Origin of the sequence: Nocardia mexicana NBRC 108244, from assembly GCF_001613165.1 — a bacterium.
GTDB lineage: Bacteria > Actinomycetota > Actinomycetes > Mycobacteriales > Mycobacteriaceae > Nocardia > Nocardia mexicana.
In genome coordinates, this window is the sequence record NZ_BDBV01000054.1 from 20,799 (window position 1) to 42,358 (window position 21,560).

21 protein-coding genes are annotated in these 21,560 nt (G+C 67.2%); 12 read left to right on the forward strand and 9 right to left on the reverse strand.

Annotated elements, in window-relative coordinates:
- Positions 1-49 precede the first annotated feature (49 nt).
- Both NM1_RS22055 and NM1_RS22060 read right to left on the reverse strand, forming a co-directional pair.
- Positions 50-883 carry a class I SAM-dependent methyltransferase gene (locus NM1_RS22055; RefSeq protein WP_068022933.1) on the reverse strand — a complete coding sequence of 278 codons (834 nt, stop codon included), beginning with the start codon at positions 881-883 and terminating at the stop codon, positions 50-52.
- A gap of 508 nt (positions 884-1,391) precedes the next feature.
- Positions 1,392-2,264, reverse strand: coding sequence for a type II toxin-antitoxin system death-on-curing family toxin (locus tag NM1_RS22060; protein WP_084519898.1), 873 nt, complete (start codon positions 2,262-2,264; stop codon positions 1,392-1,394).
- A 938-nt stretch (positions 2,265-3,202) separates the two neighbouring features.
- Between NM1_RS22060 and NM1_RS22065 the strand changes: the two genes are divergently transcribed.
- Positions 3,203-3,583, forward strand: a complete 381-nt coding sequence (locus tag NM1_RS22065) for a VOC family protein (protein ID WP_068022936.1) — start codon at positions 3,203-3,205, stop codon at positions 3,581-3,583.
- Between the two features lie 13 nt (positions 3,584-3,596).
- Here the strand turns inward: NM1_RS22065 and NM1_RS22070 are convergent, their stop codons facing one another.
- The 3 genes from NM1_RS22070 to NM1_RS22080 all read right to left on the reverse strand — a co-directional run bounded on the left by NM1_RS22070 (position 3,597) and on the right by NM1_RS22080 (position 5,605).
- Positions 3,597-4,412, reverse strand: a complete 816-nt coding sequence (locus NM1_RS22070; RefSeq protein WP_169814305.1) for a pentapeptide repeat-containing protein — start codon at positions 4,410-4,412, stop codon at positions 3,597-3,599.
- Positions 4,413-4,737: 325 nt separating this feature from the next.
- Positions 4,738-4,968: a hypothetical protein gene (locus NM1_RS22075; protein WP_068022866.1), complete on the reverse strand. Its 231-nt coding sequence runs from the start codon at positions 4,966-4,968 to the stop codon at positions 4,738-4,740.
- A 160-nt stretch (positions 4,969-5,128) separates the two neighbouring features.
- Positions 5,129-5,605: a MarR family winged helix-turn-helix transcriptional regulator gene (locus NM1_RS22080; protein ID WP_068022870.1), complete on the reverse strand. Its 477-nt coding sequence runs from the start codon at positions 5,603-5,605 to the stop codon at positions 5,129-5,131.
- A gap of 106 nt (positions 5,606-5,711) precedes the next feature.
- Here NM1_RS22080 and NM1_RS22085 point away from each other — a divergent pair, with 106 nt between their 5' ends.
- From NM1_RS22085 to NM1_RS22105, 5 genes are all read left to right on the forward strand, one after another.
- On the forward strand, positions 5,712-6,866 hold the full coding sequence (locus tag NM1_RS22085) for a GDSL-type esterase/lipase family protein (RefSeq protein WP_068022873.1): 1,155 nt from the start codon (positions 5,712-5,714) through the stop codon (positions 6,864-6,866).
- 392 nt (positions 6,867-7,258) lie between these two features.
- The gene (locus tag NM1_RS22090; RefSeq protein WP_068022939.1) at positions 7,259-8,125 is read left to right on the forward strand and encodes a haloalkane dehalogenase; all 867 of its coding nucleotides are present in this window, start codon (positions 7,259-7,261) and stop codon (positions 8,123-8,125) included.
- Positions 8,126-8,306: 181 nt separating this feature from the next.
- On the forward strand, positions 8,307-9,176 hold the full coding sequence (locus NM1_RS22095; RefSeq protein ID WP_068022876.1) for an RNA polymerase sigma factor: 870 nt from the start codon (positions 8,307-8,309) through the stop codon (positions 9,174-9,176).
- Positions 9,177-9,215: 39 nt separating this feature from the next.
- On the forward strand, positions 9,216-9,752 hold the full coding sequence (locus NM1_RS22100; protein WP_068022878.1) for a barstar family protein: 537 nt from the start codon (positions 9,216-9,218) through the stop codon (positions 9,750-9,752).
- A 157-nt stretch (positions 9,753-9,909) separates the two neighbouring features.
- Positions 9,910-10,542 (forward strand): hypothetical protein, encoded by a 633-nt coding sequence (locus NM1_RS22105; protein WP_218022173.1) that lies wholly within the window; start codon positions 9,910-9,912, stop codon positions 10,540-10,542.
- Positions 10,543-10,661: 119 nt separating this feature from the next.
- Here the strand turns inward: NM1_RS22105 and NM1_RS22110 are convergent, their stop codons facing one another.
- Complete coding sequence (locus NM1_RS22110; protein WP_068022884.1) at positions 10,662-11,429, reverse strand: SDR family oxidoreductase; 768 nt, start codon at positions 11,427-11,429, stop codon at positions 10,662-10,664.
- A 179-nt stretch (positions 11,430-11,608) separates the two neighbouring features.
- Here NM1_RS22110 and NM1_RS22115 point away from each other — a divergent pair, with 179 nt between their 5' ends.
- Complete coding sequence (locus tag NM1_RS22115; protein ID WP_068022887.1) at positions 11,609-12,526, forward strand: helix-turn-helix domain-containing protein; 918 nt, start codon at positions 11,609-11,611, stop codon at positions 12,524-12,526.
- A 64-nt stretch (positions 12,527-12,590) separates the two neighbouring features.
- Here NM1_RS22115 and NM1_RS22120 read toward each other — a convergent pair whose 3' ends face one another.
- Complete coding sequence (locus NM1_RS22120) at positions 12,591-13,382, reverse strand: MerR family transcriptional regulator (protein ID WP_211339443.1); 792 nt, start codon at positions 13,380-13,382, stop codon at positions 12,591-12,593.
- Between the two features lie 269 nt (positions 13,383-13,651).
- Between NM1_RS22120 and NM1_RS22125 the strand changes: the two genes are divergently transcribed.
- The 3 genes from NM1_RS22125 to NM1_RS22135 all read left to right on the forward strand — a co-directional run bounded on the left by NM1_RS22125 (position 13,652) and on the right by NM1_RS22135 (position 16,370).
- A complete protein-coding gene (locus NM1_RS22125) occupies positions 13,652-14,794 on the forward strand; it encodes a DNA cytosine methyltransferase (protein WP_174556905.1) in 1,143 nt (380 codons plus the stop codon).
- Between the two features lie 132 nt (positions 14,795-14,926).
- Complete coding sequence (locus NM1_RS22130) at positions 14,927-15,343, forward strand: very short patch repair endonuclease (protein WP_068022894.1); 417 nt, start codon at positions 14,927-14,929, stop codon at positions 15,341-15,343.
- Between the two features lie 265 nt (positions 15,344-15,608).
- Positions 15,609-16,370, forward strand: coding sequence for a DUF998 domain-containing protein (locus NM1_RS22135; protein ID WP_084519899.1), 762 nt, complete (start codon positions 15,609-15,611; stop codon positions 16,368-16,370).
- Between the two features lie 117 nt (positions 16,371-16,487).
- Here the strand turns inward: NM1_RS22135 and NM1_RS22140 are convergent, their stop codons facing one another.
- Complete coding sequence (locus tag NM1_RS22140) at positions 16,488-18,044, reverse strand: esterase-like activity of phytase family protein (protein ID WP_068022897.1); 1,557 nt, start codon at positions 18,042-18,044, stop codon at positions 16,488-16,490.
- A 113-nt stretch (positions 18,045-18,157) separates the two neighbouring features.
- On the opposite strand from NM1_RS22140, the gene NM1_RS22145 reads away from it, so the two are divergent.
- Complete coding sequence (locus NM1_RS22145; RefSeq protein WP_246011484.1) at positions 18,158-18,934, forward strand: maleylpyruvate isomerase family mycothiol-dependent enzyme; 777 nt, start codon at positions 18,158-18,160, stop codon at positions 18,932-18,934.
- Between the two features lie 35 nt (positions 18,935-18,969).
- On the opposite strand, the gene NM1_RS22150 is transcribed toward NM1_RS22145, so the two are convergent.
- Positions 18,970-19,251 carry a putative quinol monooxygenase gene (locus NM1_RS22150; RefSeq protein WP_068022901.1) on the reverse strand — a complete coding sequence of 94 codons (282 nt, stop codon included), beginning with the start codon at positions 19,249-19,251 and terminating at the stop codon, positions 18,970-18,972.
- A gap of 163 nt (positions 19,252-19,414) precedes the next feature.
- Here NM1_RS22150 and NM1_RS22155 point away from each other — a divergent pair, with 163 nt between their 5' ends.
- Positions 19,415-21,280, forward strand: a complete 1,866-nt coding sequence (locus NM1_RS22155) for an ABC transporter ATP-binding protein (RefSeq protein ID WP_068022904.1) — start codon at positions 19,415-19,417, stop codon at positions 21,278-21,280.
- The last annotated feature ends 280 nt before the right edge of the window (positions 21,281-21,560 follow it).

Below are 21,560 nucleotides of genomic sequence, written 5' to 3' on the forward strand. Positions count from 1 at the left end.
GTACGCAATACCGATCTAACTGGCTACTCCGGTTGGGTCGGTTGGCGTATCAGCGACGAATCCAGCATTGCGCCCGATCCGCCAGGTTCCACCACGAAACAAATTGCGGGTCTTCAGACTTCACTTCCCAACGCGTGGCTAACGCGTCGAAGAATGCGTCATCTCCGGTCTTTCCACCTTTCGGCTCACCGATATAGACCAGTCGCTCACCGCCCGCGGCCTCGAACGCGGACAGCGCTTCCGAAGCCATCGCGTTGCCCCAGCCCGGCGGCCAGCACAGGAACAACACGTCATCCGGTCCGGCCGACCGTGACGCGTACTCTTCCAGGTCACCCACGCTGTGCCATACGTCCGCTTGTCCCGCGGCCTCGATGAAAGAGGCATTCACCATCCGATTCGGTGGTTCGGAGTCGTACGCCTCAACGTTGAGTCCCGCATCGGCCAGCTGAGCCGCCCAGTATCCCCGCCCAGCCCCGAGGTCCACGATCCGGCGACCATCGCAAACGTCGGCCATCCAGTCGACCGTCGCGGGGGAGGGGATCGCATACGCGTAGGCAGCTTGCAAGATCGTCTGCGCAAAGCCGAGCCGAGCGCTTCCCTTATCCCGCCCACCGTTGACCACCTGGCGGCCGTCGTGCTCGAACACCGATGGCGCAACGATGTCCCAGTACAGGTTCGCGCTCACCGACCGATCCCCAGTCATGTAGTGCACGAACCGAAGATCGAACGCCGCGTCCGCTTGTTCGTCCCCCGTCCCCGGCAGCATCGGCGCCGTGTCCAGGTACTCAGCTACCTTCGGATATTCGGTCTTCAGTCTCTGCTCGTCCCCCAGCAGTGCGGCCAGTTCTTCACGACGGTCCGCCGTCAGCGCAAGCTCAGCCATGACCCGATTCTCCCGTGGCACGGCCAGATCCGCGATCAGTTCCACCAAGATCGCGCCGAGCGCGAAGGCATTCGAGCCGTACCCCTACGACAGGCATACGCCCGGAACCGTTGAACCCCAAACGGTCCCAGAGGCGCGGCGAGTGGCGCGCATCGGCTCCCGTGTCCGGTGTGGTCGACGGCATTGATCGGCTTTCGACCGTGTCTCACGATTGCTGCGAACTACTGCCGAATTCAGCCATACAGGATCAAGGGCGGGCGCTGGCGCGCCCGCCGAGCGGCGCCGCCGCGCGGCGCCGCACAGCCCGCCCGCCTCCGCAAGCTCCGGCGAGCGGGGAGCGTTGGGCGCGTCGGCGCCGCTTTGGCGACGGGGTAGAACGCCGACCATTCCTATCTGGCCACCTTTTCAACAACGAGGCCAGTGCTGGGCACGTCGTCAGCCGTACCCGACTGACCTCCCGCAGCCGATGACGAAACGGCCGGCGGGCAGCCCGGTCAACGGCTTGTCGTCACCACACACCAAAATCGGACTGTTGAAAATCCAGCGACACGGTTCGCGTGGAATTCTCGTTCCCCTCGACAACCAGCTGAAAGACGTGACGGCCTGGCTCATGAACATCAAGCTCTACGTTCGCGAAGAAGTATCGGTTCTCCGACTCGTTGATTTTTGCCATGAGCCGAAAAAACTTCCGCGGTTCACCGCCTGGCCGTACGACGCAGCCATCGATCGATCTGGTCTGTCCGACGTCAGCGATTCCGCTCTGGCAGATCATCACGATGGTCAGCCCCACACGGACAGGGAAGGACTGGACAAAATATCTGTCCAGGACGCCTCCAAGTACGTCCATCTTGCCGTTGTCTGCGGCGCGACAATACTCCGCGAAGAACGCACCGGTAATCACCATCGACACGCTGCTGGCAGGCAGTTCCCATGATGAGGCAACGTCAGCCCGGCTGGCCTCCGACTTCGTTCGGAACCACTCGGCTGCCTTCGTCAACGTCAAGTCGAGATCTTCGTCCGTCTTCCAGACGTCCTGACCGACCGCCTGTACAAATACCTCAGCCTCGATGTCCGTCACTCGTGGCAGATCGACTCCATTCACGGCCAAGAACGTCACCGCGGCCAACCATGCCGTGCGCTTGTTTCCATCCGTGAAGTACTGGGTCGTTGCAATGCCGTGAACGTAGGCAGCAGCTTTTGACCAGACGTCCGGGAATCTCTCTACTCCTCCGAACCCCGCAGCTGGCCTCAACGCATTCGACTTGACCCCGTCAAGGTTCGCGACACCCACGCCACCGTCCTGAGCCGCATTAAACCGGATCAAGTCGTCGGCGCTCAGGTACTCCACCACTACTTGAGCCGGTCGAGCAGAGTCGACCACCGCTCCATCTCACGTTGGAACACCAGATCCACCTTCTCTCTGGGTGCAAACGTGATCTCAGGTCCCACAGCATCAGACGAGGCGTCATCCACTGCCCCAGCATGCTGTACATCGCCCATAAGTACAGGCTACAAGAAGACCACCACAGGGTGGGGCGGACAACGGGGCCAGCTCCCATCTTCCTCATGGCCCGATGGTCTCGCTCCAGCCGAACGAGTCAAGGACCACCTACGGTGTCCGCTACGCGGTGCCCAAGGCATCCTTGACACGCCCGACCTCCGCTGAGGGGTGGCCAGTATGAGGAAGATGGGGGAGAAGCAGTCAGGGGCCGGATAGACGACCTGTCCGGCGAGCGCTCTCTGACGTGCTGGACTCAGACTGGCACTGCGGTCGCGGCGACATTGAGCATGACACTCGAAATCGCGAACGCAGAGGCATTGAACACCACTCGAAACGTACGGGAACCGATCATCCTCATCACCTTCCCTTCTGTGTTACCAGCCCAGCAGGCTGACAGATTCGGAACAAGGCTGAGTGCTACGGCCACCGCGACGATGGGCAGTGCCAGCCCTGGCGTTGCCACCAGTCTCAATCCAGCTATGCCAATTTACGGGAACAGCCGCAGTCTGTCCACGGCCCACCGATTTGATCGAGCATCCTTTACTTTGCCCGTACAAACGTCCGCGTATGAACCCGTATTTACCTGGACAGGCGAGGACGGTGATTGCCGAAAACCGTTGCGACGCAATGCTGTCTCCGGACATTGGCGGACAATCATGTACGTCCGAACCAATCAGAAGGTTGGGAGTTCGAGTCTCTCCGGGCGCGCAGTTGGAAGCCTCTGGTCTGCATCGCAAGGCCGGGGGTTTCTTCTTTCCCGAGATCACTGGGACGGGATTCCGCACTTCCCCTTACCTCGGGATCATAGACTGATGCGCATGGCATGCCGCATCAGTGAATTGGTGATCGACGCTGCCGATCCCGAACGGCTTGCCGCGTTTTGGGGTGAGGTCCTCGGCTACGTCGAGCTCGGCCGGGAGGACGGAAGTATCGAAATCGGGCCGCCTGATGCCGGTTTCGGCGGTCCGCAGCCCACGCTGATCCTCAGTCCCAGTGACGAACCGCGCCGTGGGAAGCTCCCGCTGCACATCGATGTCAATGCCACCGACCGTGACCAGGATGCCGAATTAGAGCGGCTGCTCGCGCTCGGTGCCGAGCCCGCCGACGTCGGCCAGACCGGCGACGAGAGCTGGCACGTGCTGACCGACCCGGAAGGTAACGAGTTCTGCCTGCTGCGTGCCCGGCTCCAGGAACTTTGACCACGCGGGGAGATCACGGAACCGGGATCGGTGGTGGGGGCATGAACCCTGTCGGCCATCGGGTCTGCTCGTCGTAATAGACCGAGTCTCCGGTCCCGTCGAGGCCGTCCACCTGGGCGAGCTTCGCGCTCGCCAGGAATGCGCCGTTGAGGTTGGCGCGGTTGAGGGTTGCGCCGGTCAGGTCGGCGAAAAGTGTTGCGCCAGTGAGGTTGGCGCCGGTCAGGTTTACTCTGCGCAGATTCGGCAGGTCGACGCCGGTCGAGTGTGGTCGGCCTCGGAGTTGCAGGCCGGTCAGGCACGTATCGCTGAGGTCGATGGGGATGTCGAATCGGTCGTTGCGGGCGTCGCGGCGGCCGATCACGGTTACGGCGGTCTGGACGTCGAAGTCGAGCCGCCCGGGTTTGCCCGGCGGCCCGACGGTGCGGCACTGCCATACCGGAGACTGGCTGCGCACGAAGGAGGCGAGTACGGAGTAGATGGTCGGGTGGTCCGGCGGTGAGTCCTTGGCCAGGCGTTCGAGCAGGTAGATCGCGGCGAGGCGGGCATCCAGTTTGTCGGTGGTGAGTTGTTCCACCGCCTTCTGGAAACGGTCGGTGACGGCTGTCTGCTGCGACAGCGCGTACTGATTGTCCGTCGCCCGAAGCGACTGTCCCGAGAACCAGAGCGCGGTCAACGCCGCGATCGTCGTCGCGATCGAGGCCACGCTGGCCCAGCCCGACCAGGCAAACACCCGGTGGATGGCCTGCGCTATCCGTTGCGGGGGAACGGTTGTGGACGGCGGAGCTTTGTCATGCCCGGTCGTAGCGGGTCGTTCCGGCCCGTTCGTCATGGGGAGGACAGTAGCGATGGCGGGTATCGGACACGCCGAAACCACCGAAATCCGTTGGGGCACAAGGCCGATAGTCATGGCGTTCGGACATATCTTGGTCGCCCGTCCGGGTCCGATGTGGTGGGCCTCCACGGGGTCCTGTAGGCCGCCTGCTTGCGCGCGCGGCCGCCTGCTCGTCCCGGGCGGCATTGGCGCGGTGTCCAGCTACTCCCCTTCGGTGGGTTGAGCTGACCTCGACCCACCGAAAACGGTTACCGGGCTCGGGCGCCGTCGGCCTGTGAGGTTGTGTCGCAGGCGAAGTCGCGCCGAGCCCGGGCTTCGAGGCTTAGTGGCAGAGGCCGTCCGGGCCCGCGGGCTCGTAGGTTCCTGAGCCGCCGTCGCAGACGTTGCGGAGCCCGCCCGGGGCGAGCGGGTCCGCCGCCATGACGGTCGGCGAACCGGCCGTGTCCTCGATGGTGGTGGGCTCCAGGGGGACCGTGGCGGAGGCTGTGGCGGCTGTGAGGCCGCCACCGATCACCGTCAGTGCGGTCACGCAACCGGCGAATGCGTACTTCATAAAGCTTGCAGTCCCTTTCGTCGACATCCGTGAAATATTCCGGTTGGAATCTTCGCGTAGGGGTCGGCTCACTCGGGCCAAACTTGTCCCCGCATCTGGGGAGGTGCAGGTAGGGAGTGGGGTCGGTGGCAACCGCGACTCAGCGACCGGACGCGGGGTGCTATCGCGACGACCCGGTGATGGCGGTTGCGGAGGAGTTGGTGGCGTCTCGGAGGATTCGGAGGCCGGTGATGAGGCCGTCCAGTTGGTCTGGGGTCAGGAGATCGATCAGCCAGGTTTGCAGGGACGCAAGGTAATCCGGGAGGACCTCCTCGAGGCGATCCCTGCCTGCGGGGGTCAGGGACGCGTAGGCGCTGCGGCGGTCGGCGGGGTCGAGGAGCCGTTCGACGAGGCCCCAGCCGGCGAGCCGGTCGACCAGGCGGGTGACGCCGCTGGTGGAGAGTGCGGTTTGGGTGGCCAGGTCGGTCATGCGCAGGCGGTGGTCGGGGGAGCGGCTCAGGCGCATGAGGGCGTTGAGTTCGAGGCCGGAGAGGCCATGGGCTCGCCAGGTCGGTTCGACCTTGGCGAGCAGACCGCTGTTGGCCTCGAAGAGCAGGCCGGAGATGGTCAGGCGGGGGTCGTCGAACAGTTCGGACATGTGAACACCCTAGCCGATGCTTGCCGAGTAGATAGTTGACAGGAGGAATAAGTGTAAGTAACTATATGCATGAGCAACATTCCGCACAGCAAATATTGGAGCAGTCATGTCGCACAACACCTGGGTCGCTGGCTTCCGGACCGGTGTCATCAGCCCGTATGAGCAGATCAAGCTCGCCGAGTCCCGCGAGTTCGGGGACGAGACGGTGCGTCAGATCTTGCATATGGCCGGGGGTGGGAGTGCGCTTCGCGTTCGGTTGACCAACCGCTACGGCGTCACTCCGCTGTCGATCGGCGCGGCGGGCGTCGCCCTGCGCAAGTCCGGTTCGGCGATCTCTCCGGACACTTCCCGGGCGCTGACCTTCGACGGTGCGGCGACCGCGCTCATCGCTCCGGGTGCGGAACTGATCAGCGATCCGGTCGAATTGCCTGTCGCCGGAGGCGAAGACCTGATGCTGAGCCTGTACCTTCCGGAGTCGACCGGTCTGGCGACCTTCTCGCACCAGCCGAGCGAGATCTCCTATGTCGCAACGGGTAACCATGTCGACGATGTGGAATTGCCGGAGGGCCGAGAAGTTCCAGCACGATTCTTTGTGACGGGTGTCGATGTCCTTGTATCACAAGAGGTTCCAGTGGCAGTTGCGCTGGGCGACTCCTGGTTCGAGGGCTTCGGCACGACGCCGAGCACGAACCGTCGCTCCGTCGACGCCCTGAACGCCCGCCTCACCCACGGCTGGGTGGTGAACAACGGCATCTCCGGAAACCGGCTCACCGCCGTCGAAATCGGTGAATCCGGGACGAACCGCCTCGATCTCGACGCCCTCCAGACTCCCGGCGTCACCGACATCCTTGTGAACTTCGGCATCAACGACCTCATCCTCGGCGCGATGGGCGGTCAGCCGTCGGCGACCGCCGACGAACTGATCGCCGGGTTCACGGACCTCGCCACCCGCGCGCACGCGGCGGGCCTGCGTATCCACGCGGCCACCATCGGCCCCTACGCCGGCTGCGTCTACCCCGGCATGCCTATCGCCGAGACCCAGCCGACCCGGCACGAGGTCAACGAATGGCTGCGCACCACAGATATTTTCGACTCCCTCTTCGATGTCGACCGCGCGGTGGCCGACCCCGACCGCCCCGACTTCATCCGCCCCGAGTTCGACAGCGGCGACGGCATGCACCTCAACGACGCCGGTGCCGCGGCGATGGCGGGCACGGTCGACATCACGGCGCTGTTTCGAACAGGACCTCGAAACGCATAGTTCCGGAGGGGTGATGTGCAGGAGCACGTCATCGAGAACGTGGTCTGTCGACGCACGACCGGCTCACCGATCGGTGAGCCGGTTGTTCTGTTCGACGCAAGCCCGATCCGGTGCCGGGCAGATTCTGATGCGGTGCCGGGCAGGCTCTGCGCGCACTCACGTGGCGGAGATGGGGAGAAGTCGAAGCGCAAGGAGTGACGCACATCACTCCGGCTGTGGTCACAGCAGGCCCCGAACCTGTGTCGAAACCGGGTGTAAGTAGCTGAACACCCGGAAGGGCGGACATGAAACTCCTGAATCGACGGTCACTGCTCCGGGTGATGGGCGCCGTGGCACTCGTCGCGAGCAGTACCGCCGCATGTCTGGCACAGTCCGAGAAAGGACACCCCGTCGTGAATACCGTCGACGTTCTCGATTCGTACATCTCCTACACCGACATCGGGTCCGGTGACACGCCCGTCGTCTTCCTGCACGGCAACCCGACCTCGTCGTACCTGTGGCGCAATGTGATTCCGCATGTGTCGGACAAGACCCGGGTGCTGGCGCCGGATCTGATCGGCATGGGCGCCTCCGGCAAGCCCGACAGCCCTTACCGTTTCGCCGACCACGCCCGGTATCTCGATGCCTGGTTCGAGGCACTCGACCTCGATCAGGTGGTCATCGTCGGTCACGACTGGGGTGGTGCGCTCGGCATGGATTGGGCGGCAAGGCATCCCGGTCGGGTGCGCGGTATCGCGGTGATCGAAACCTTCCTGCGCCCGGGCAAGTCCAGCGAGTCGCCGCCGCAGGCCCGGGAGCTGTTCGCCAAGTACCGCAGCGAAGAAGGGGAGCGAATGGTGTTGGAGGAGAACATGTTCATCGAATTCAACCTGCCCGCGCAGGTGACGGACCTGTCGCCCGAGGACCATGACGTCTACCGCGCACCATATCCAACTCCCGCCTCGCGCAAGCCCCTGCTGGCGTGGCCGCGGGAAATCCCTCTCGACGGCGAGCCCGCCGACGTGGTCGCCATCGTCGAGAACTACGGCCGGTATATGGCGAGCACGCCCGAAATCCCGAAGCTGATCATGGCTTTGGAGAACGGGCAGGGTGCCGCTGCGGCGGGAGTCGAGTGGGCGGCGACCACCTTCGCGAACGCGGAGAAGGTCTCGATCCCGCCCGCCAAACATCATGCGCCGGAGGACCGCCCGCACGAGATCGGTGCCGCGGTGGCGAGTTGGCTCGACGAGCACGCGCTGACCGGCGCCAGGGTTTCCTGAGAAGGGTCGATCTCCCGTGTGCCATCAGTACCGCAACGGCACGGGGCGTACCTGTGGATTCCGGCCACAAGCATGCCGGAATTGGGGGAGGAGCCGTTGCAGCAACGCGGGAATCCGGGAGGCCCCGGGTGTGTGGTGTTTGTCCCGTGACGGATGCGGCCCACCGTCTCACAATGGCGGGATGGACAGTGACATCGCCGAGGCGGCCGACGGCACCGCGCGTGCCGCCGAGCTCGAGTTGGTCGCCCGCGCGGTCGCCGGTGATCAGGCGGCGATCTCGCGGGTGGTCCGGAGCGTCCAGGATCCCCTGTACCGCTTGGCCCTTCGCATGACCGGCCGCCCCACCGAAGCCGAGGACGCGACGCAGGAGATCCTGCTGCGCGTCCTCGGCCGTCTCGACACCTGGCGTGCCGAGGCCAAGCTGCTGACCTGGGCCTACCGTATCGGTGTCAACTATCTGATCAACCTGCGCCGACAGTCGCCGCAGGAACGGGCCGAGCTCGACCTCGACAAGTTCGCCGACGGACTCACCAACGGGCTGTCCGCCGAGGACTACCGCGGCCCGGACGCGGCGCTGCTCTCCGGTGAGGTCCGGCTCAACTGCAGCCAGGCCATGCTGCAGTGCCTGGCCCGCGACGAACGCGTGGCCTTCGTCCTCGGCGACGTCTTCGAACTGAACTCCGCCGAGGCCGCCTGGATCCTCGACGTCACCCCGGCCGCCTATCGGAAGCGCCTGGAGCGAGCCAAGAAACGCATAGGCGACTTCCTGAACTCGAACTGCGGCATCGCCAACCCCAAGGCCCGCTGCCGGTGCTCGCGCCGTGTGGACACGGCAGTGGCGCGCGGCCGCGTCGATCCACGCAACCCCGCCTTCTCCACACACCCGGTAACCGCTGGCGGCCGAACCGCCACCGCGGCAGAGGAGCAGATGATCCGCCTCCACGACGCCGCCTCCGTACTCCGCGTCCACCCGGATTACGCTGCCCCCCAAGCCAAGATGCAGGCGATCACCAGACTCCTCGGGTCCGGAAGATTCCCTCTGCTGGAGTGAGTGCCTGCGCATTCGAGGCTTCGCATAACCTCGCCCACTATGGCAACCTTCGACCCTGACTCGGACCTGAGCCATGATCGGGCGTTCCGGTTGATGATGAACACCTCAGTGACGCTGTTCTGGCGTCCACAGGTCCTCAACGACGCCACCGACTGGCTGGAGGCGCACGGTTACCAGGTCACCTGCCTCGACGCCGCACGCTGGGCAGCTGATCGCGACCTCCATCGCGATCTCGCCGCCGTGCTCGGCTTCCCGGATTACTACGGGCGGAACCTGGAGGCGCTCAACGATTGCATGCGAGATGTCGTCGACCAGGATTACGGCTGGGCACCGGAGGCCGCCGGTCTTGTGTTGGTATTCACCAGCTTCGACGCCTTCGTGACCCGTTCACCGCGTACGGCACAGATCGTCCTCGACATCATGGCCAACCATTCACGCACCGCCGCGCTCTTCGGCCGCCGTCTCCTCTGTCTGGTGCAGAGCAATGACCCGGACATCCGGTTCGAGCCGGTCGGCGCAACCCCCGTGATGTGGAACGACGACGAATGGCTCGACTCCAGACGTCGCACCGACTAGCGAGTCTCATCGGATGCCTCTGCCCGAGCGCGGATTTGGTAGCTGCGTCCGGTCGGCGGTGTCGACGTCTCGGAGGATCGTTCGCGTGGCTGTCAGTTCGCTGCGCTCACGAGCAACCGGAGTACCACTGCCGTACCTAAAGTCGCCAGTGCCCGGTGTGAGCTGCTCCGTCCAGCTCACGCCGGGCGCGACCGAGTACGAACGATTTTCAGGAGTGTCGATGCGCAGGGTACAGACGAGCAAGCTACTGGCAGGGGCCGCTATTGCTGTTGCGGCGGTTGGCTTCTCGGTCGGCACCACGCCTTCTGCCGCCGCCGAGACCGGGTCGGCCGATGGCGTCGATGTCACCGTGACGCCGCAGAGCCCGTCCACCCTCCGGCCCGGTGGGGTGCCGATGCGCTTCACTGTCACGCTCGCAAACAACACGCCTACCGACAACCCCGCGGTGGGCCTGGTGGTGTCGCTGGGACACTGCTCGTGCAGCCCGAGCCCGGTCAAGATGATGCCCGCCGGATCGATGCGGATGCTCGACACCGGGACCAACACCTGGGGCGAGGTGCCGTATGTCGCGGAGGGCGGCGGCACCGATTTCCTCAGCCGGACCGTCGTCGCGCCGTTCCCCCTCCAGCACGGGCAGAGCATCATGTACCAACTGGAAGTGCAGCTCGACCCCGACCAGGCGGTCACCATCGGTCAGTCCGCCGTCGACGTGACCATTACTAACCCCGCCACGAGCACCGCGGTCGGCCCCACCCCCACGACCTCGCTGCCCATCACCGTCGAACCCTAGCGCCGAAAGCGTCGGCCGCCATCGCACCTGCGTGTGGCGCTCGGCATGGATTGGGCGGCACGGTATCCCGGGCGAGTGCGGTCTGGTGGTGACCTTCGTGTCTCGCTGGAGGATCCGCGTTACGACGGCTGCCGGGTCGGCATGATGGTGACCTGCTGCAGGTTCACGCGCGGGGGCTGGGCGGCCAGGAAATCGACGGCCGCGGCGATATCCTCCGGTTCGAGCCAGGTCATCGCCTGTTTCGAACCTTCGAGCCAGTCCCGGGCACCGGTGTCGGTGACGTGGCTCTGCAACTCCGTGCCGACGATGCCCGGTTCGATCGCGGAGACTCGGACATCCTTGGCTCCGAGTTCCGCGCGAAGGGTGCGCGACAGATGCGTCACGTAGGCCTTGGTGCCCGAGTACACCGCGAAGTTCGGGAAGATGTTCTGCGCGGCGATCGAGGACGTGTTGACCAGGTCGGCCACGCCCTTGTCGGCGGCCGCGGCGATCAACTGCGGGACGAACGCGCCGATGGCATTCATCAGGCCGGTCACGTTCAGATCGATCTGCCGCTGCCACTGCTCGACCGGCAGCTCCTCGACGGGTGCGGGCAGCATGACACCCGCATTGTTGAACAGCAGGTCGACGGTGCCGAGTTCGGCGGCGACCCGCTCGGCCGCGTGACGCACGGCCTGCGCGTCGGTGACGTCGACGGCCAGGGCCAGTGCCGTCCCGCCCGCCTGCTCGATCTCCTTGACCAGCTGTTCGAGTCGATCGGCCCGCCGTGCGAGCACGGCAACCCGGGCTCCGGAGGCGGCCAGCCGTGTGGCGGTGGCCTCGCCGATGCCGCTGGAGGCGCCCGTCACGACGGCGACGCGTCCGGCGAGGGTGTGCTGAGTAGTCATAGGTGGTCTCTCCTCGGTGTCGTCCGCGGCGGTTCTGGCCGCGTATTCGAGACAACCGCCGAGAGAGCCCCCGCAGACGGTCAAATCGCGCCCTGGTCGACCTAGGTCCGGCGAACCTGGGTCCAGCAGACCGACCCTCGGCGGCGACAGGGTGCTCCCGGTCGGGTCAGACTGGATCCATGGAGCACAACGCCGAGCTGAAGGAGTTCCTGCGCACCCGCCGTGCGCGCCTGAACGTCGACGACGTGCAGATCGGTGGAACGGGCGGCGTGCGCCGGGTGCCGGGACTGCGCCGCGAGGAAGTGGCCCAGCTGGCAGGGGTGAGTGTGGACTACTACAGCCGCCTCGAGCAGGGCCGCAACCTGAACGTCTCCGACGAGGTCCTCGACGCCGTCGCCCGCGCCCTGCGTCTGGACGAGGTCGAGCGGTCCTATCTGTTTCAGATCGCCCGGGCGAATCCGCGGCGTGCCCGTCGCCGTAGTCCGGCGCGAGTGCAGCGCGTCCGCCCCGGGGTCCGCCGCATCCTGGAGACGCTCGACGACGTGACGCCCGCCTTCGTCTTCGGCCGCCGCATGGACATCCTCGCCACCAACCGTCTCGCCCGGGTGTTGATGACCGACTTCGAGGCGCTCCCACCTCGGGACCGAAATATGTTGCGCTACACCTTTCTCGACGATTCCGCCCGCCGGCTCTACGTCGATTGGGAGGAGGTCGCCCGGGACAATGTCGCGGTCCTGCGCCTGGACGCCGGCCGCCACCCCGACGACCCGCTGCTCACCGAACTCGTCGGCGAACTCGCGGTCAAGAGCCCGGAGTTCCGGCGCTGGTGGGCGGACCACAACGTCCGCGAGCGCAGTCACGGCACGAAGCGCTACCACCATCCCCTCGTCGGCGATCTCACCATCGACTACGAAAGCGTTTCCCTGCCAGGTGATCCCGACCAGACGTTGTGCATCTACACAGCGGAGGCGGGCTCGCCGTCGGAGACCGCCCTCGAGCTGCTCGCCACGTGGACCGGCGCACAGCGGGCGGCGGCCGACGGCCCCGATCCGGAACACCTGTCGCGAGCCGAGCGGTCGGGCGGCCAGGAACGCTGATATGACACAACGCTGCTGGTGTCCGCCGCTTTCGCGGATGGCACTCACAGGCCCGGCGACATCCTTACTGCAGCGGTGACATGAACGTCCACAGGTGCCGTTCGTTGTCGTGGACGCTGTAGTCGCGGTAGCCGTAGACCTGGTCCGTGGGCTCGTAGATGACTTCCGCGCCTGCGGATTTCGCGTGGCGATAGTGCGCGTCGACGTCCTCGACGACGATCGACATGCCCTCGGTGCAGGCGCCGACCTGCTGCGGGGAACGCAGCCCGAACTGCTCGGCGACCTGGTGCAGCCAGAGCACGCCGTCGCCCGCGGTGACCTCGGCGTGCACTGCGGTGCCGTCGGAGGCGCGCGCGATCTGACCCGGCTCCAGTCCGAAGACCTCGGTCAGAAACTTGTGTGCCGCTTCGATATCGGTGTAGACGAGCGTGGGTATCCGACGCTGAATCGCGGTGTCCAGCATGGCCATATCCTCCAATGTTCCCAGCAGCTCCCGGGTGTCGAGGCTGCGTTGTTCGGCGAGGGCGCCGACCATGGTGGTCAGGCGCTGACGCAGGCGGTGACCGACGGCGAGCTTGCGGTCCAGCTGGCCGATGTGCCGGTTCATCATGGCGACGAGATCCTGGCCCGGATCGTCGAGCGCCGCCGACACCTCGTCCAGCCGCAGACCCAGCCGCCGCAGCAGTCCGATGCGGTACAGCCGCTCCACGTCCGCGGACGAATACAGCCGGTGCCCCGCCCCGCTGCGCCCGGACGGCGACAGCAGCCCGATCTCGTCGTAGTAGTGCAGCGTCCGCACCGTCATCCCGGTCGCGGAGGCCAGATCTCCCACCTTGAGGTAGCTCGCGGTAGTCACGAATCCGACACTAGGACCTCACGTGACGTGAGGTGCAAGCCCCGATGTGACGGTCCGCGCGTTCGGAGAGCCGTTGCCCGCCGTATCGCCACGACCAACCCGCCGAATCCCCGCGCTTGCACGTCGTATCGGGCGCAAACCCCGGCGACTCGGGTGTTGATCGCATACCGCCTCAGAGCACTCGAGTAACGTTCTCCCGCAGGCCCGGCACGGCGGTGTCGGCCCCGGGGGGACCGGACTGCGAAGGGACTGGAGTGACGGGCGCGCGGATGGTCGGGCTGTTCGCCGGTATCGGCGGGCTGGAGCTCGGCCTGAGCGCGCACGGATGGCGGACCGAGCTGCTGTGTGAGATCGATCCGGGGGCGGGGGCGGTGCTGTCGGCGCGTTTTCCCGAGGTCGACCTGCACACCGATGTCACCCGGCTGCGGGCGCTGCCCGCGGATACCGATCTGGTGGCCGCCGGATTCCCCTGCCAGGACCTGTCCCAGGCCGGACGCACCGCCGGAATCGGCGGTGCGCGTTCCGGATTGGTGGACGAGGTGTTCCGGCTGGTACGCCGCAAGCGCGGGCCGCGCTGGCTGCTGATCGAGAATGTCCCGTTCATGCTGCAGCTCGACCGCGGCCGGGCGATGCTGCACATCACCCGCGCGCTGGAGGAACTCGGCTACACGTGGGCCTACCGGGTGGTGGACGCGCGCGCGTTCGGCCTGCCGCAGCGGCGGCAGCGGGTGCTGATGCTGGCCTCCCGCACCGAGGATCCGCGGCCGGTGCTGTTCGGCACCGACGCCGGGCCGCGCGTGATCGGCGACCCCGAAACCGACCCCTGCGGCTTCTACTGGACCGAGGGTGTGCGCGGGCTGGGCTGGGCCGTGAATGCCGTGCCGACGCTCAAGGGCGGTTCCGGACTGGGCATTGCCAGCCCGCCCGCCATCCGGCTGCCGTCCGGCGAGATCGTCACCCCCGGAATCACCGATGCCGAACGGCTGCAGGGTTTTTCGAGCGGCTGGACGGAACCGGCGCTGGACGCGCCGGGGGTCCGGCAGGGCCATCGGTGGAAGCTGGTCGGCAATGCGGTGAGCGTGCGCATGGCCCTGTGGGCGGGGGCACGCCTGGCCGATCCGATGGTCGACACGGTCCCCGACGAACTGCCGCTGCCCGCGCACCGCTGGCCCGCGGCAGCATGGGGCCGAGCCGGAGTGGCGCATCGCGTGGCGGTGTCCACCTGGCCGGTGCACCAGCCGTACGAGGATTTGCGCTGGTTCCTGGAGGACCCGCGCCTGCTGTCGGCCCGGGCCACCGCCGGATTCCTGCGCCGCGCCGCCCGCGGCAACCTGCGCTTCCCGCCCGGCTTCCTCACCGATATGGAAAACCACCTGCTCCGCATGGGAGGGTTTCCCCAGGAGGCGGCATGAACGTCCGGTCCGGAGCGGCACCGAGGACCCCGCTGGTACGCGGGGCTGGATCGATGAGCGGCTGGACACCGGACCGCACCGGCGGATGACGGAACAGGATGCGCGAGAACAGGGCTCGCAGGGAGGTGCCGCATGACTTCGGGCCGCCCCACCACCGATCCGCAGACCAGCGCGCGGATGTCGCGGCAGCGCCGGGTCGGCACGAAGCCCGAGACCGCGCTGCGCAAGGAACTGCATCGCCGCGGCTACCGGTTCTTCGTCGACCGCGCTCCGCTGCAGGGCCTGCGGCGCCGGGCCGACCTGGTGTTCCCGCGGCGCAAGGTGGCGGTTTATGTGGACGGTTGCTTCTGGCACTGCTGCCCGGAGCACGCCACCTATCCGAAGAACAACGCGGAGTGGTGGGCCGAGAAGCTGGCCGGGAATGTCAAGCGTGACCGCGACACCGATACCCGGCTGACCGGGTCCGGCTGGCTGGTGGTCCGGGTGTGGGAGCACGAGGATGCGGTCGCTGCCGCCGACCGGGTGCAGGCGGCTCTGTCGAACGGATAGGTCGCGCAATCACTCCGACGACGACCGGCCGACCTCCGCTCGGGCTCGCCGACCTGCCGCGGGGCAACGTTCGACCGGACCTCGCAGGCACCGGCCGACCACTCGGTTCACCGTCCCGTGACCCGTGACTTTCGACAGCCTGCAGGTGAGCAGCCGACGAGCGTGGCCGAACGACCGTAGCGCGCCGGGCCTGGTCGACGCCTCGGACAGATAGGTCATGATGGAAAGAACCCAACCAGCCGACCAGTCCGATGAAGCGAGGGCAATGACGCCTGACGAGCGTGCTCGCGCCACGACCGCCGCGCGGCCGGAACGCCGGTGGAACCGGCCCCTGCGCTGGTGCGTCGCCGTGGCGATCGCCCTGGCCGGAGTCTGCTACTCGTCGTGGGTCCTGGAATTCGTGCTGCCGATCGGCCTCGATCCGGTCAACTCGTTTCTCAGTCAGCTCGACGAGGAGGGGCGGCCCTACCGGTGGGTGTTCTCCACGGGCGACACGCTCACGGGCATTCTGGCGCTGGCGGCCGCGGCGGGCGGGCTGTTCGCATTCTCGCGACGCCGGTTGTCGACCGTCGGGTGGGTCGCGCTGGGCTGCTTCGGCGCCTCGACGATCGCGGACGCGCGCTGGCCACTGCAGCCGTGCTCGGCGGACTGCGACAAGGGCCTGTTCCCGCAACTACACCAGGTACACGCGCTGACCAGCACGCTCGCCGTGACGTCGATCTTCGTGGCCATGATCGCCTTCAGCGCGGCCGCGTTCCGCTACCGCCGCTGGCCGATCCTGCAGCACTCCGGACTGTGGATTCTGGTGGTCGGATCGGCGGCGACCGCCTGGATGCTGATCGCCGACAACCTGTCCGGCGACTACGCGCTCGGCATCGCCCAGCGCATCCAGGTGGCCTCGATGTCGCTGTGGCTGATCGCGCTGGCCGTGCAGATCGGGGTGGCGGACCGGGTCAGCGGCGGCGGGCGCGCACGGCGACCAGCGAACGCGGGGCCGACGACGCCACAGCCCCCGACATGGCCATGACGGCCAGGATGGCCACGGTGGCGGCCATGACGACGAGTTCGATGACGATGTTCATGGTTCCACCGTGCCATCGCCGGCTGTCAGGGGTCCGTGCTGCACATGGGTAAATCCTGAGAATCAGCCCACGGTGACCGTGATCGAGGTGGTTGCGGTGCGTGCGGGCAGTTTGCCGGTATCGACCTCGAGGATTTCGCCGGTGTCCTGGGTACCGTCCGGCAGGGTCTTCGCCCGCAGCCCGAACGGCGGCTGCTGCCCGGTGCTGCCGTCCAGGCCGAAGTCGGAGTCGTTGGCGATATACAGCGTCTTACCGCCGTCGGTCGTGGCGACACCCTCGATCTTGTCGTGGCCGAAGAAGCCGCCGTCGGCGGCCAGGGCATCGACGAGCCCGCCCAGATCGAGGTGCGACCGCTTGGCCACCGGCGTGATCCCGGCCCGCCGCAGCGCCGCGACACCGTCGGCGGTGGGCACCGCGCCGACGTAGGTCTCGAGCGGCCGGTCACCGACGAGCAGGCCGAGCTTCGGGTCGTAGTGCGCGCCGGGCACGGCCGCCCCCGGGCCGATGTCGGTGGCGCCGGACAGATCGATGGTCCACAGCTTCTTGTTCGCCTTCGGGGCGAGCTTGCCGTCGCGCTCGTCGACGACGAACGTGGTGGCGTTCAGCGCGGTGATATCCGAGACGGCCAGCTTGCTCTTCGGATCCTCGAGCGGATACACGAACTCCTTGGTGGCCTTGGTTTTCAGGTCGACGGTGACGATGCGGGTCATCGGCACCTCGCGCGCCGATTCGACTCCCGGTGTCTGCAAACCACTTTGGACGATCCCGACCAGGGTGCCGCCGTCCGGAGTGACGGTCAGGCCCTCCATGCCCTGATTCGGGGTGCGCAGCGAGAGTTCTTCCGGCAGACCCCGACCCGGCGCCAGCCGCTCCAATTCGGTTCCGGAGGCATCGAAATGCACCAGGAACGGCCCGTATTCGTCGGAGACCCAGAAGGTTCCGTCGGGCAGTGCGACCAGGCCCTCGGTGTCGAGTCCGTGATCGGTGGGGGCCAGCGGGTTACCGGCCAGGTCGCGGATCGTCTCGCCGGTCGAGGCCGCCGAATCGATCAGCCCGTTGAACGGTACTCCCGCACGGTTTTTCAGTTCGATGGTCGATTTCAGCACCGCCCGCGTGCCGGACAGCTGGAAGCGACCGATCTTCGGGGCGAAATCCGGTGTCGGCGTGAGCTTTTCGTTCTTGTTCGGGCCGTCCACATTCGGACCGCGGTCGGTGAGCCCGTAGAACTCGCCCGGAGCACCCGGTACCGGGGCGAACGCCGAACCGAATCCGCTGCCCTGCACGGTCGTTTCGCCGAATCGGCCGAGGGCCGGGATGTCGGTGGTGTAGCGGCGCACCGCATCGGTCGTGGTGATCGAGAGGGTGTCGTCGCCGGTGTAGCCGGGGTCCGGAACGTAGACCAGGGTGCCGTCGGCGCGGTGCTCGATCCGGCCGTGCTGCGGATCGGCGACCGCGACCGCGGTGCGGCCGCCGGTGCGGGCGAGCAGGTCGTCCGGTGCGATCTCCAGCGGCCGATCCTGTCCGGTGATGAGGGGTGTCGGATCACCCCCGGACGAGCAGGCGGCCGCGCACAATACGGCGGCCAGGGTTGCGGATCGGATACTGCGCTGGAATCTCACTCGCGTTACCTACCGTGGCCAGGGAACGGCTGGTTGACCGGCATCTGAACAGTTACCTCCCGGCGATCGATATCGGGCAGCGTACCGGCGGCGCGATGAGTAGTGTCACAGTCGTGACCAGCGATGCACCGGAGCTCAGTGCGCAACTGGCCCTGCTCGACACCGTCGACTCGGCCACTCGACGCCTGCTCGACACCGTAGGCAAGCTGACCGACGCCGATGTGCCCGGTCCGTCGCTGTGCGAGGGCTGGACCCGCGGACACGTCCTGGCGCATCTGTCGCGCAATGCCGACGGCCTGGTGAACCTGCTGCTGTGGGCGCGCACCGGCATCGAAACCCCGCAGTACGCAAGCCAATTCCTGCGCGACACCGATATCGAGATGGGTGCGCCCCGGCCGATCGCCGAACAGCTCGACGACCTGCGCGCGGCCTCCGATCGCTGGCTGGCCCTGGCCCGCGCGATGCCCGCCGACCGCTGGCCCACCCCGATACGTACCCGTACCGGCAAGGAGCTGCCCGCCGCGCAGATTCCGTGGCTGCGGCTGCGCGAGATCGAAATCCATCACGTCGATCTGACGGTCGGCTACCAGCCCGCCGACTGGCCCGACGAGTTCGTCGCCCGATTGCTGTCCGAGGTGGTCGCCGGACTGGACCGGGCCGCCACACCGAACGTTCCCCCCGGGACCAAGCCGATGACCTCCGACCCGGCGGAGCCCAAGCCCCCCACCTTCACGGTGAGTACCACCGACACCGGCTACACCGCCACCGTCGGGCCCGCGCCGACGACGACCGTCAGCGGTCCGGCCGCGGAGGTCGTGGCCTGGCTCACCGGCCGCTCCGACGGCACCGGCCTCACCGGCGAGCTGCCGACCCTGGGCGCCTGGTTGTAGGCGTACCTCCGCATTCGCTCCGGCCGTGAGCGCGCCTAGGACAGCTTCTCCTCGGTCTCGCAGGAGAATTCGCGCACGTCGGCGGCGGTGATCTGCGCGGACAGCTCGTCGCCCGGGCCGCTGCCGCGGAACGCCTCGACCGCCGCGCGCGTGGCCCACCGCTCGTACACGTTGACGCGATCGAGCTCGAGGAGATCGGCGCCGAGGCTGTAGTCGAGACAGCCCTCGGCCGCCCGGGCGGCCTCGACCACCGGGCGGCAACGTGCGAGATAACGGTCGCGGTCGGTGACGCGCAGATATCCGGCAACAATCAGCACACGGGCACTGTAGTCCGGACCGGGCGGGCGGGCCGGAAAATCGGTGGCGAGCCCCTGGGCCTGCTGGCAACCTGGAATGTCGTACCCCGGTGCGAAGCTGTGTGGTGGCCCCGTTGTGTTGGGCGCGGGGTGAATCTTTGCGAACGACGAAGGGGGAGAAGCTGTGTCCGTCGTGCTGGCGGGTGCCTCATCCGATGCGGAGGCCGACTGTCCCAGACCAACTGTGGCGGAGCGTGATTCGGGACAGGGTCCGCTGCGTCGCCTGTGGCCCGATATCCGGCCGTTCCGGCGCATGCTGTATTTCGCCGCGGGGCTGTCCGGGCTGGGGATGCTCAGCGACATCCTGCTCCCGGTGCTGACCGCGCGCATCGTCGACGGCCCCATCGCCGGACACGATTTCGGCGCGATCTGGTGGCCGCTGTCGCTGGTGATCGTCTTGTCGCTGGTGAGTACGGCGACATCCTGGCTGCGCCGCTGGATCATCGCCCGTCCGGCCGCGCAGCTGGAGGTGAGCCTGCGCTCCAGTCTGTTCCGGCGGCTGCAGATCCTGTCGGTCGGCGTGCACGACGGCATGGAGTCCGGGCAGCTGACCTCGCGCGCCATCACCGATATGTCCACGCTGCGCCGGTTCTTCGCCTTCGTGGCGCCCACCATGGTCGCGCTGTCGATCATGGTGGGCGCGGGCGTGGTCATCCTGTTCACGTTCGCCTGGCAGATCGGCCTGGTCGAGCTGTTGATCGCGGTGCCGCTGGTGCTGCTGGCCCTGCGGTTCGAGCAGGAGTACGGGCGGGCGTCCCGGCGCGCCCAGGACCAATCCGGCGACCTGGCCACGACCGTCGAGGAATCGGCCCAGGGCATCCGCGTGCTCAAGGCCTTCGGCCGCGGTCCGTGGCTCGGTCAGCGGTTCCGGCGGCAGGCCCGCGAACTCCAGCACCTGGAGATGGACAAGGTGCGCCTGGCGGCCCGGCTATGGATGGCGCTCAACACCGTATCGGCGCTGGGCATCGCGGCCGCGCTGGCCATCGGCGGCTATCTGCTCACGGTGCCCACGATGACGATGGGCACGCTGGTCGCGGGCATCAGCCTGGCCACCTACCTGCAGTGGCCGATCATAGGTTTCGGATTCCTGCTCGCCGAGTTGAATCAGGCCCGCACCGCGGCCGAGCGGTACTGGGAGATCATCGACACCCCGGTGGAGATCACCGACCCCGCACGGCCGGTTCCCGCGCCGCGCCCGCTGCGCGGTGAATTGCGGTTCGAGAGTGTGCGTTTCCGCTTCCCGGACGCCGAACAGGATCTGCTGCACGATATTTCGCTGCGGCTGCGCCCCGGGGAGACGGTCGCGGTGGTGGGTGCCACCGGCAGCGGTAAGTCGGCGCTGCTGGGGCTGGTGCCGCGGCTGTTCGATGCCTCCGGGGGCGCGGTCACGATCGACGGGGTCGATATCCGCTCGCTGCGGCTGTCGGAGCTGCGCTCGATCGTGTCGGTCGCGTTCGAGGATCCGGTGCTGTTCTCGGCGAGCGTGCGGGAGAACATCACCCTCGGCTATCCGGACGCCACCACCGACCAGGTGCGTGCCGCACTGGAGGTCGCCAGCGCCACCGAGTTCGTCGGCAACCTCCCGTGGGGTCTGCGCACCCGCATCGGCGAACAGGGGCTGAGCCTGTCCGGTGGGCAGCGTCAGCGGCTGGCGCTGGCGCGCGCGGTGCTCGACCGGCAGGGGCATCCGGGCGGCCACATCGTGGTGCTGGACGACCCGCTGTCGGCGCTGGATGTCACCACCGAGGAACTGGTGCAGGCCCGCCTGCACGCGGCATTGGCCGGCGCCACCGTCCTGCTGGTCGCCCACCGCCCGTCCACGGCCGCCTGGGCCGATCGCGTCGCGGTCCTCGACGGCGGCCGCATCATCGCCGACGGCCCGCACGAGCGACTGCTGGAGACCAGCCCCCGCTACCGCGAACTGATGGGGGGTGAGGCCGATGCCGATGTTGCCGAGGAGGCCGCAGATTATGCGGTTCGGCGTGGCTGAGACGAAACCGGCTGTCGCGGTGCGTGATACCGCGAGACCTACCGCCACGGCACCTGGTCCCGCGACGCACGTTGTGGCGGTGCCCTATACCGCGGCGTTCCGGGCGCGCCATGTGTCGCGCATGCCGCCGTCGAAGTCGGCTACCACACTCGACAGGAGGTGACAGACATGCCCGAAAGCCCTGCTGCGCAGCCGGACTCACGACTGCCCGGTATCCCCCCGGAATCCGCTGCGTCACAACCACGTTCGACTACCGCCGTCGACGGGCCGGGAACACCCA

Excerpts from the sequence above, each read along its gene's own strand:
- NM1_RS22055 (WP_068022933.1), bottom strand. The coding sequence starts at position 883 with ATGGCTGAGCTTGCGCTGACGGCGGACCGTCGTGAAGAACTGGCCGCA.
- NM1_RS22065 (WP_068022936.1), top strand. The coding sequence starts at position 3,203 with ATGGCATGCCGCATCAGTGAATTGGTGATCGACGCTGCCGATCCCGAA.
- NM1_RS22070 (WP_169814305.1), bottom strand. The coding sequence starts at position 4,412 with ATGACGAACGGGCCGGAACGACCCGCTACGACCGGGCATGACAAAGCT.
- NM1_RS22075 (WP_068022866.1), bottom strand. The coding sequence starts at position 4,968 with ATGAAGTACGCATTCGCCGGTTGCGTGACCGCACTGACGGTGATCGGT.
- NM1_RS22080 (WP_068022870.1), bottom strand. The coding sequence starts at position 5,605 with ATGTCCGAACTGTTCGACGACCCCCGCCTGACCATCTCCGGCCTGCTC.
- NM1_RS22085 (WP_068022873.1), top strand. The coding sequence starts at position 5,712 with ATGTCGCACAACACCTGGGTCGCTGGCTTCCGGACCGGTGTCATCAGC.
- NM1_RS22095 (WP_068022876.1), top strand. The coding sequence starts at position 8,307 with ATGGACAGTGACATCGCCGAGGCGGCCGACGGCACCGCGCGTGCCGCC.
- NM1_RS22100 (WP_068022878.1), top strand. The coding sequence starts at position 9,216 with ATGGCAACCTTCGACCCTGACTCGGACCTGAGCCATGATCGGGCGTTC.
- NM1_RS22110 (WP_068022884.1), bottom strand. The coding sequence starts at position 11,429 with ATGACTACTCAGCACACCCTCGCCGGACGCGTCGCCGTCGTGACGGGC.
- NM1_RS22115 (WP_068022887.1), top strand. The coding sequence starts at position 11,609 with ATGGAGCACAACGCCGAGCTGAAGGAGTTCCTGCGCACCCGCCGTGCG.
- NM1_RS22125 (WP_174556905.1), top strand. The coding sequence starts at position 13,652 with ATGGTCGGGCTGTTCGCCGGTATCGGCGGGCTGGAGCTCGGCCTGAGC.
- NM1_RS22130 (WP_068022894.1), top strand. The coding sequence starts at position 14,927 with ATGACTTCGGGCCGCCCCACCACCGATCCGCAGACCAGCGCGCGGATG.
- NM1_RS22135 (WP_084519899.1), top strand. The coding sequence starts at position 15,609 with ATGACGCCTGACGAGCGTGCTCGCGCCACGACCGCCGCGCGGCCGGAA.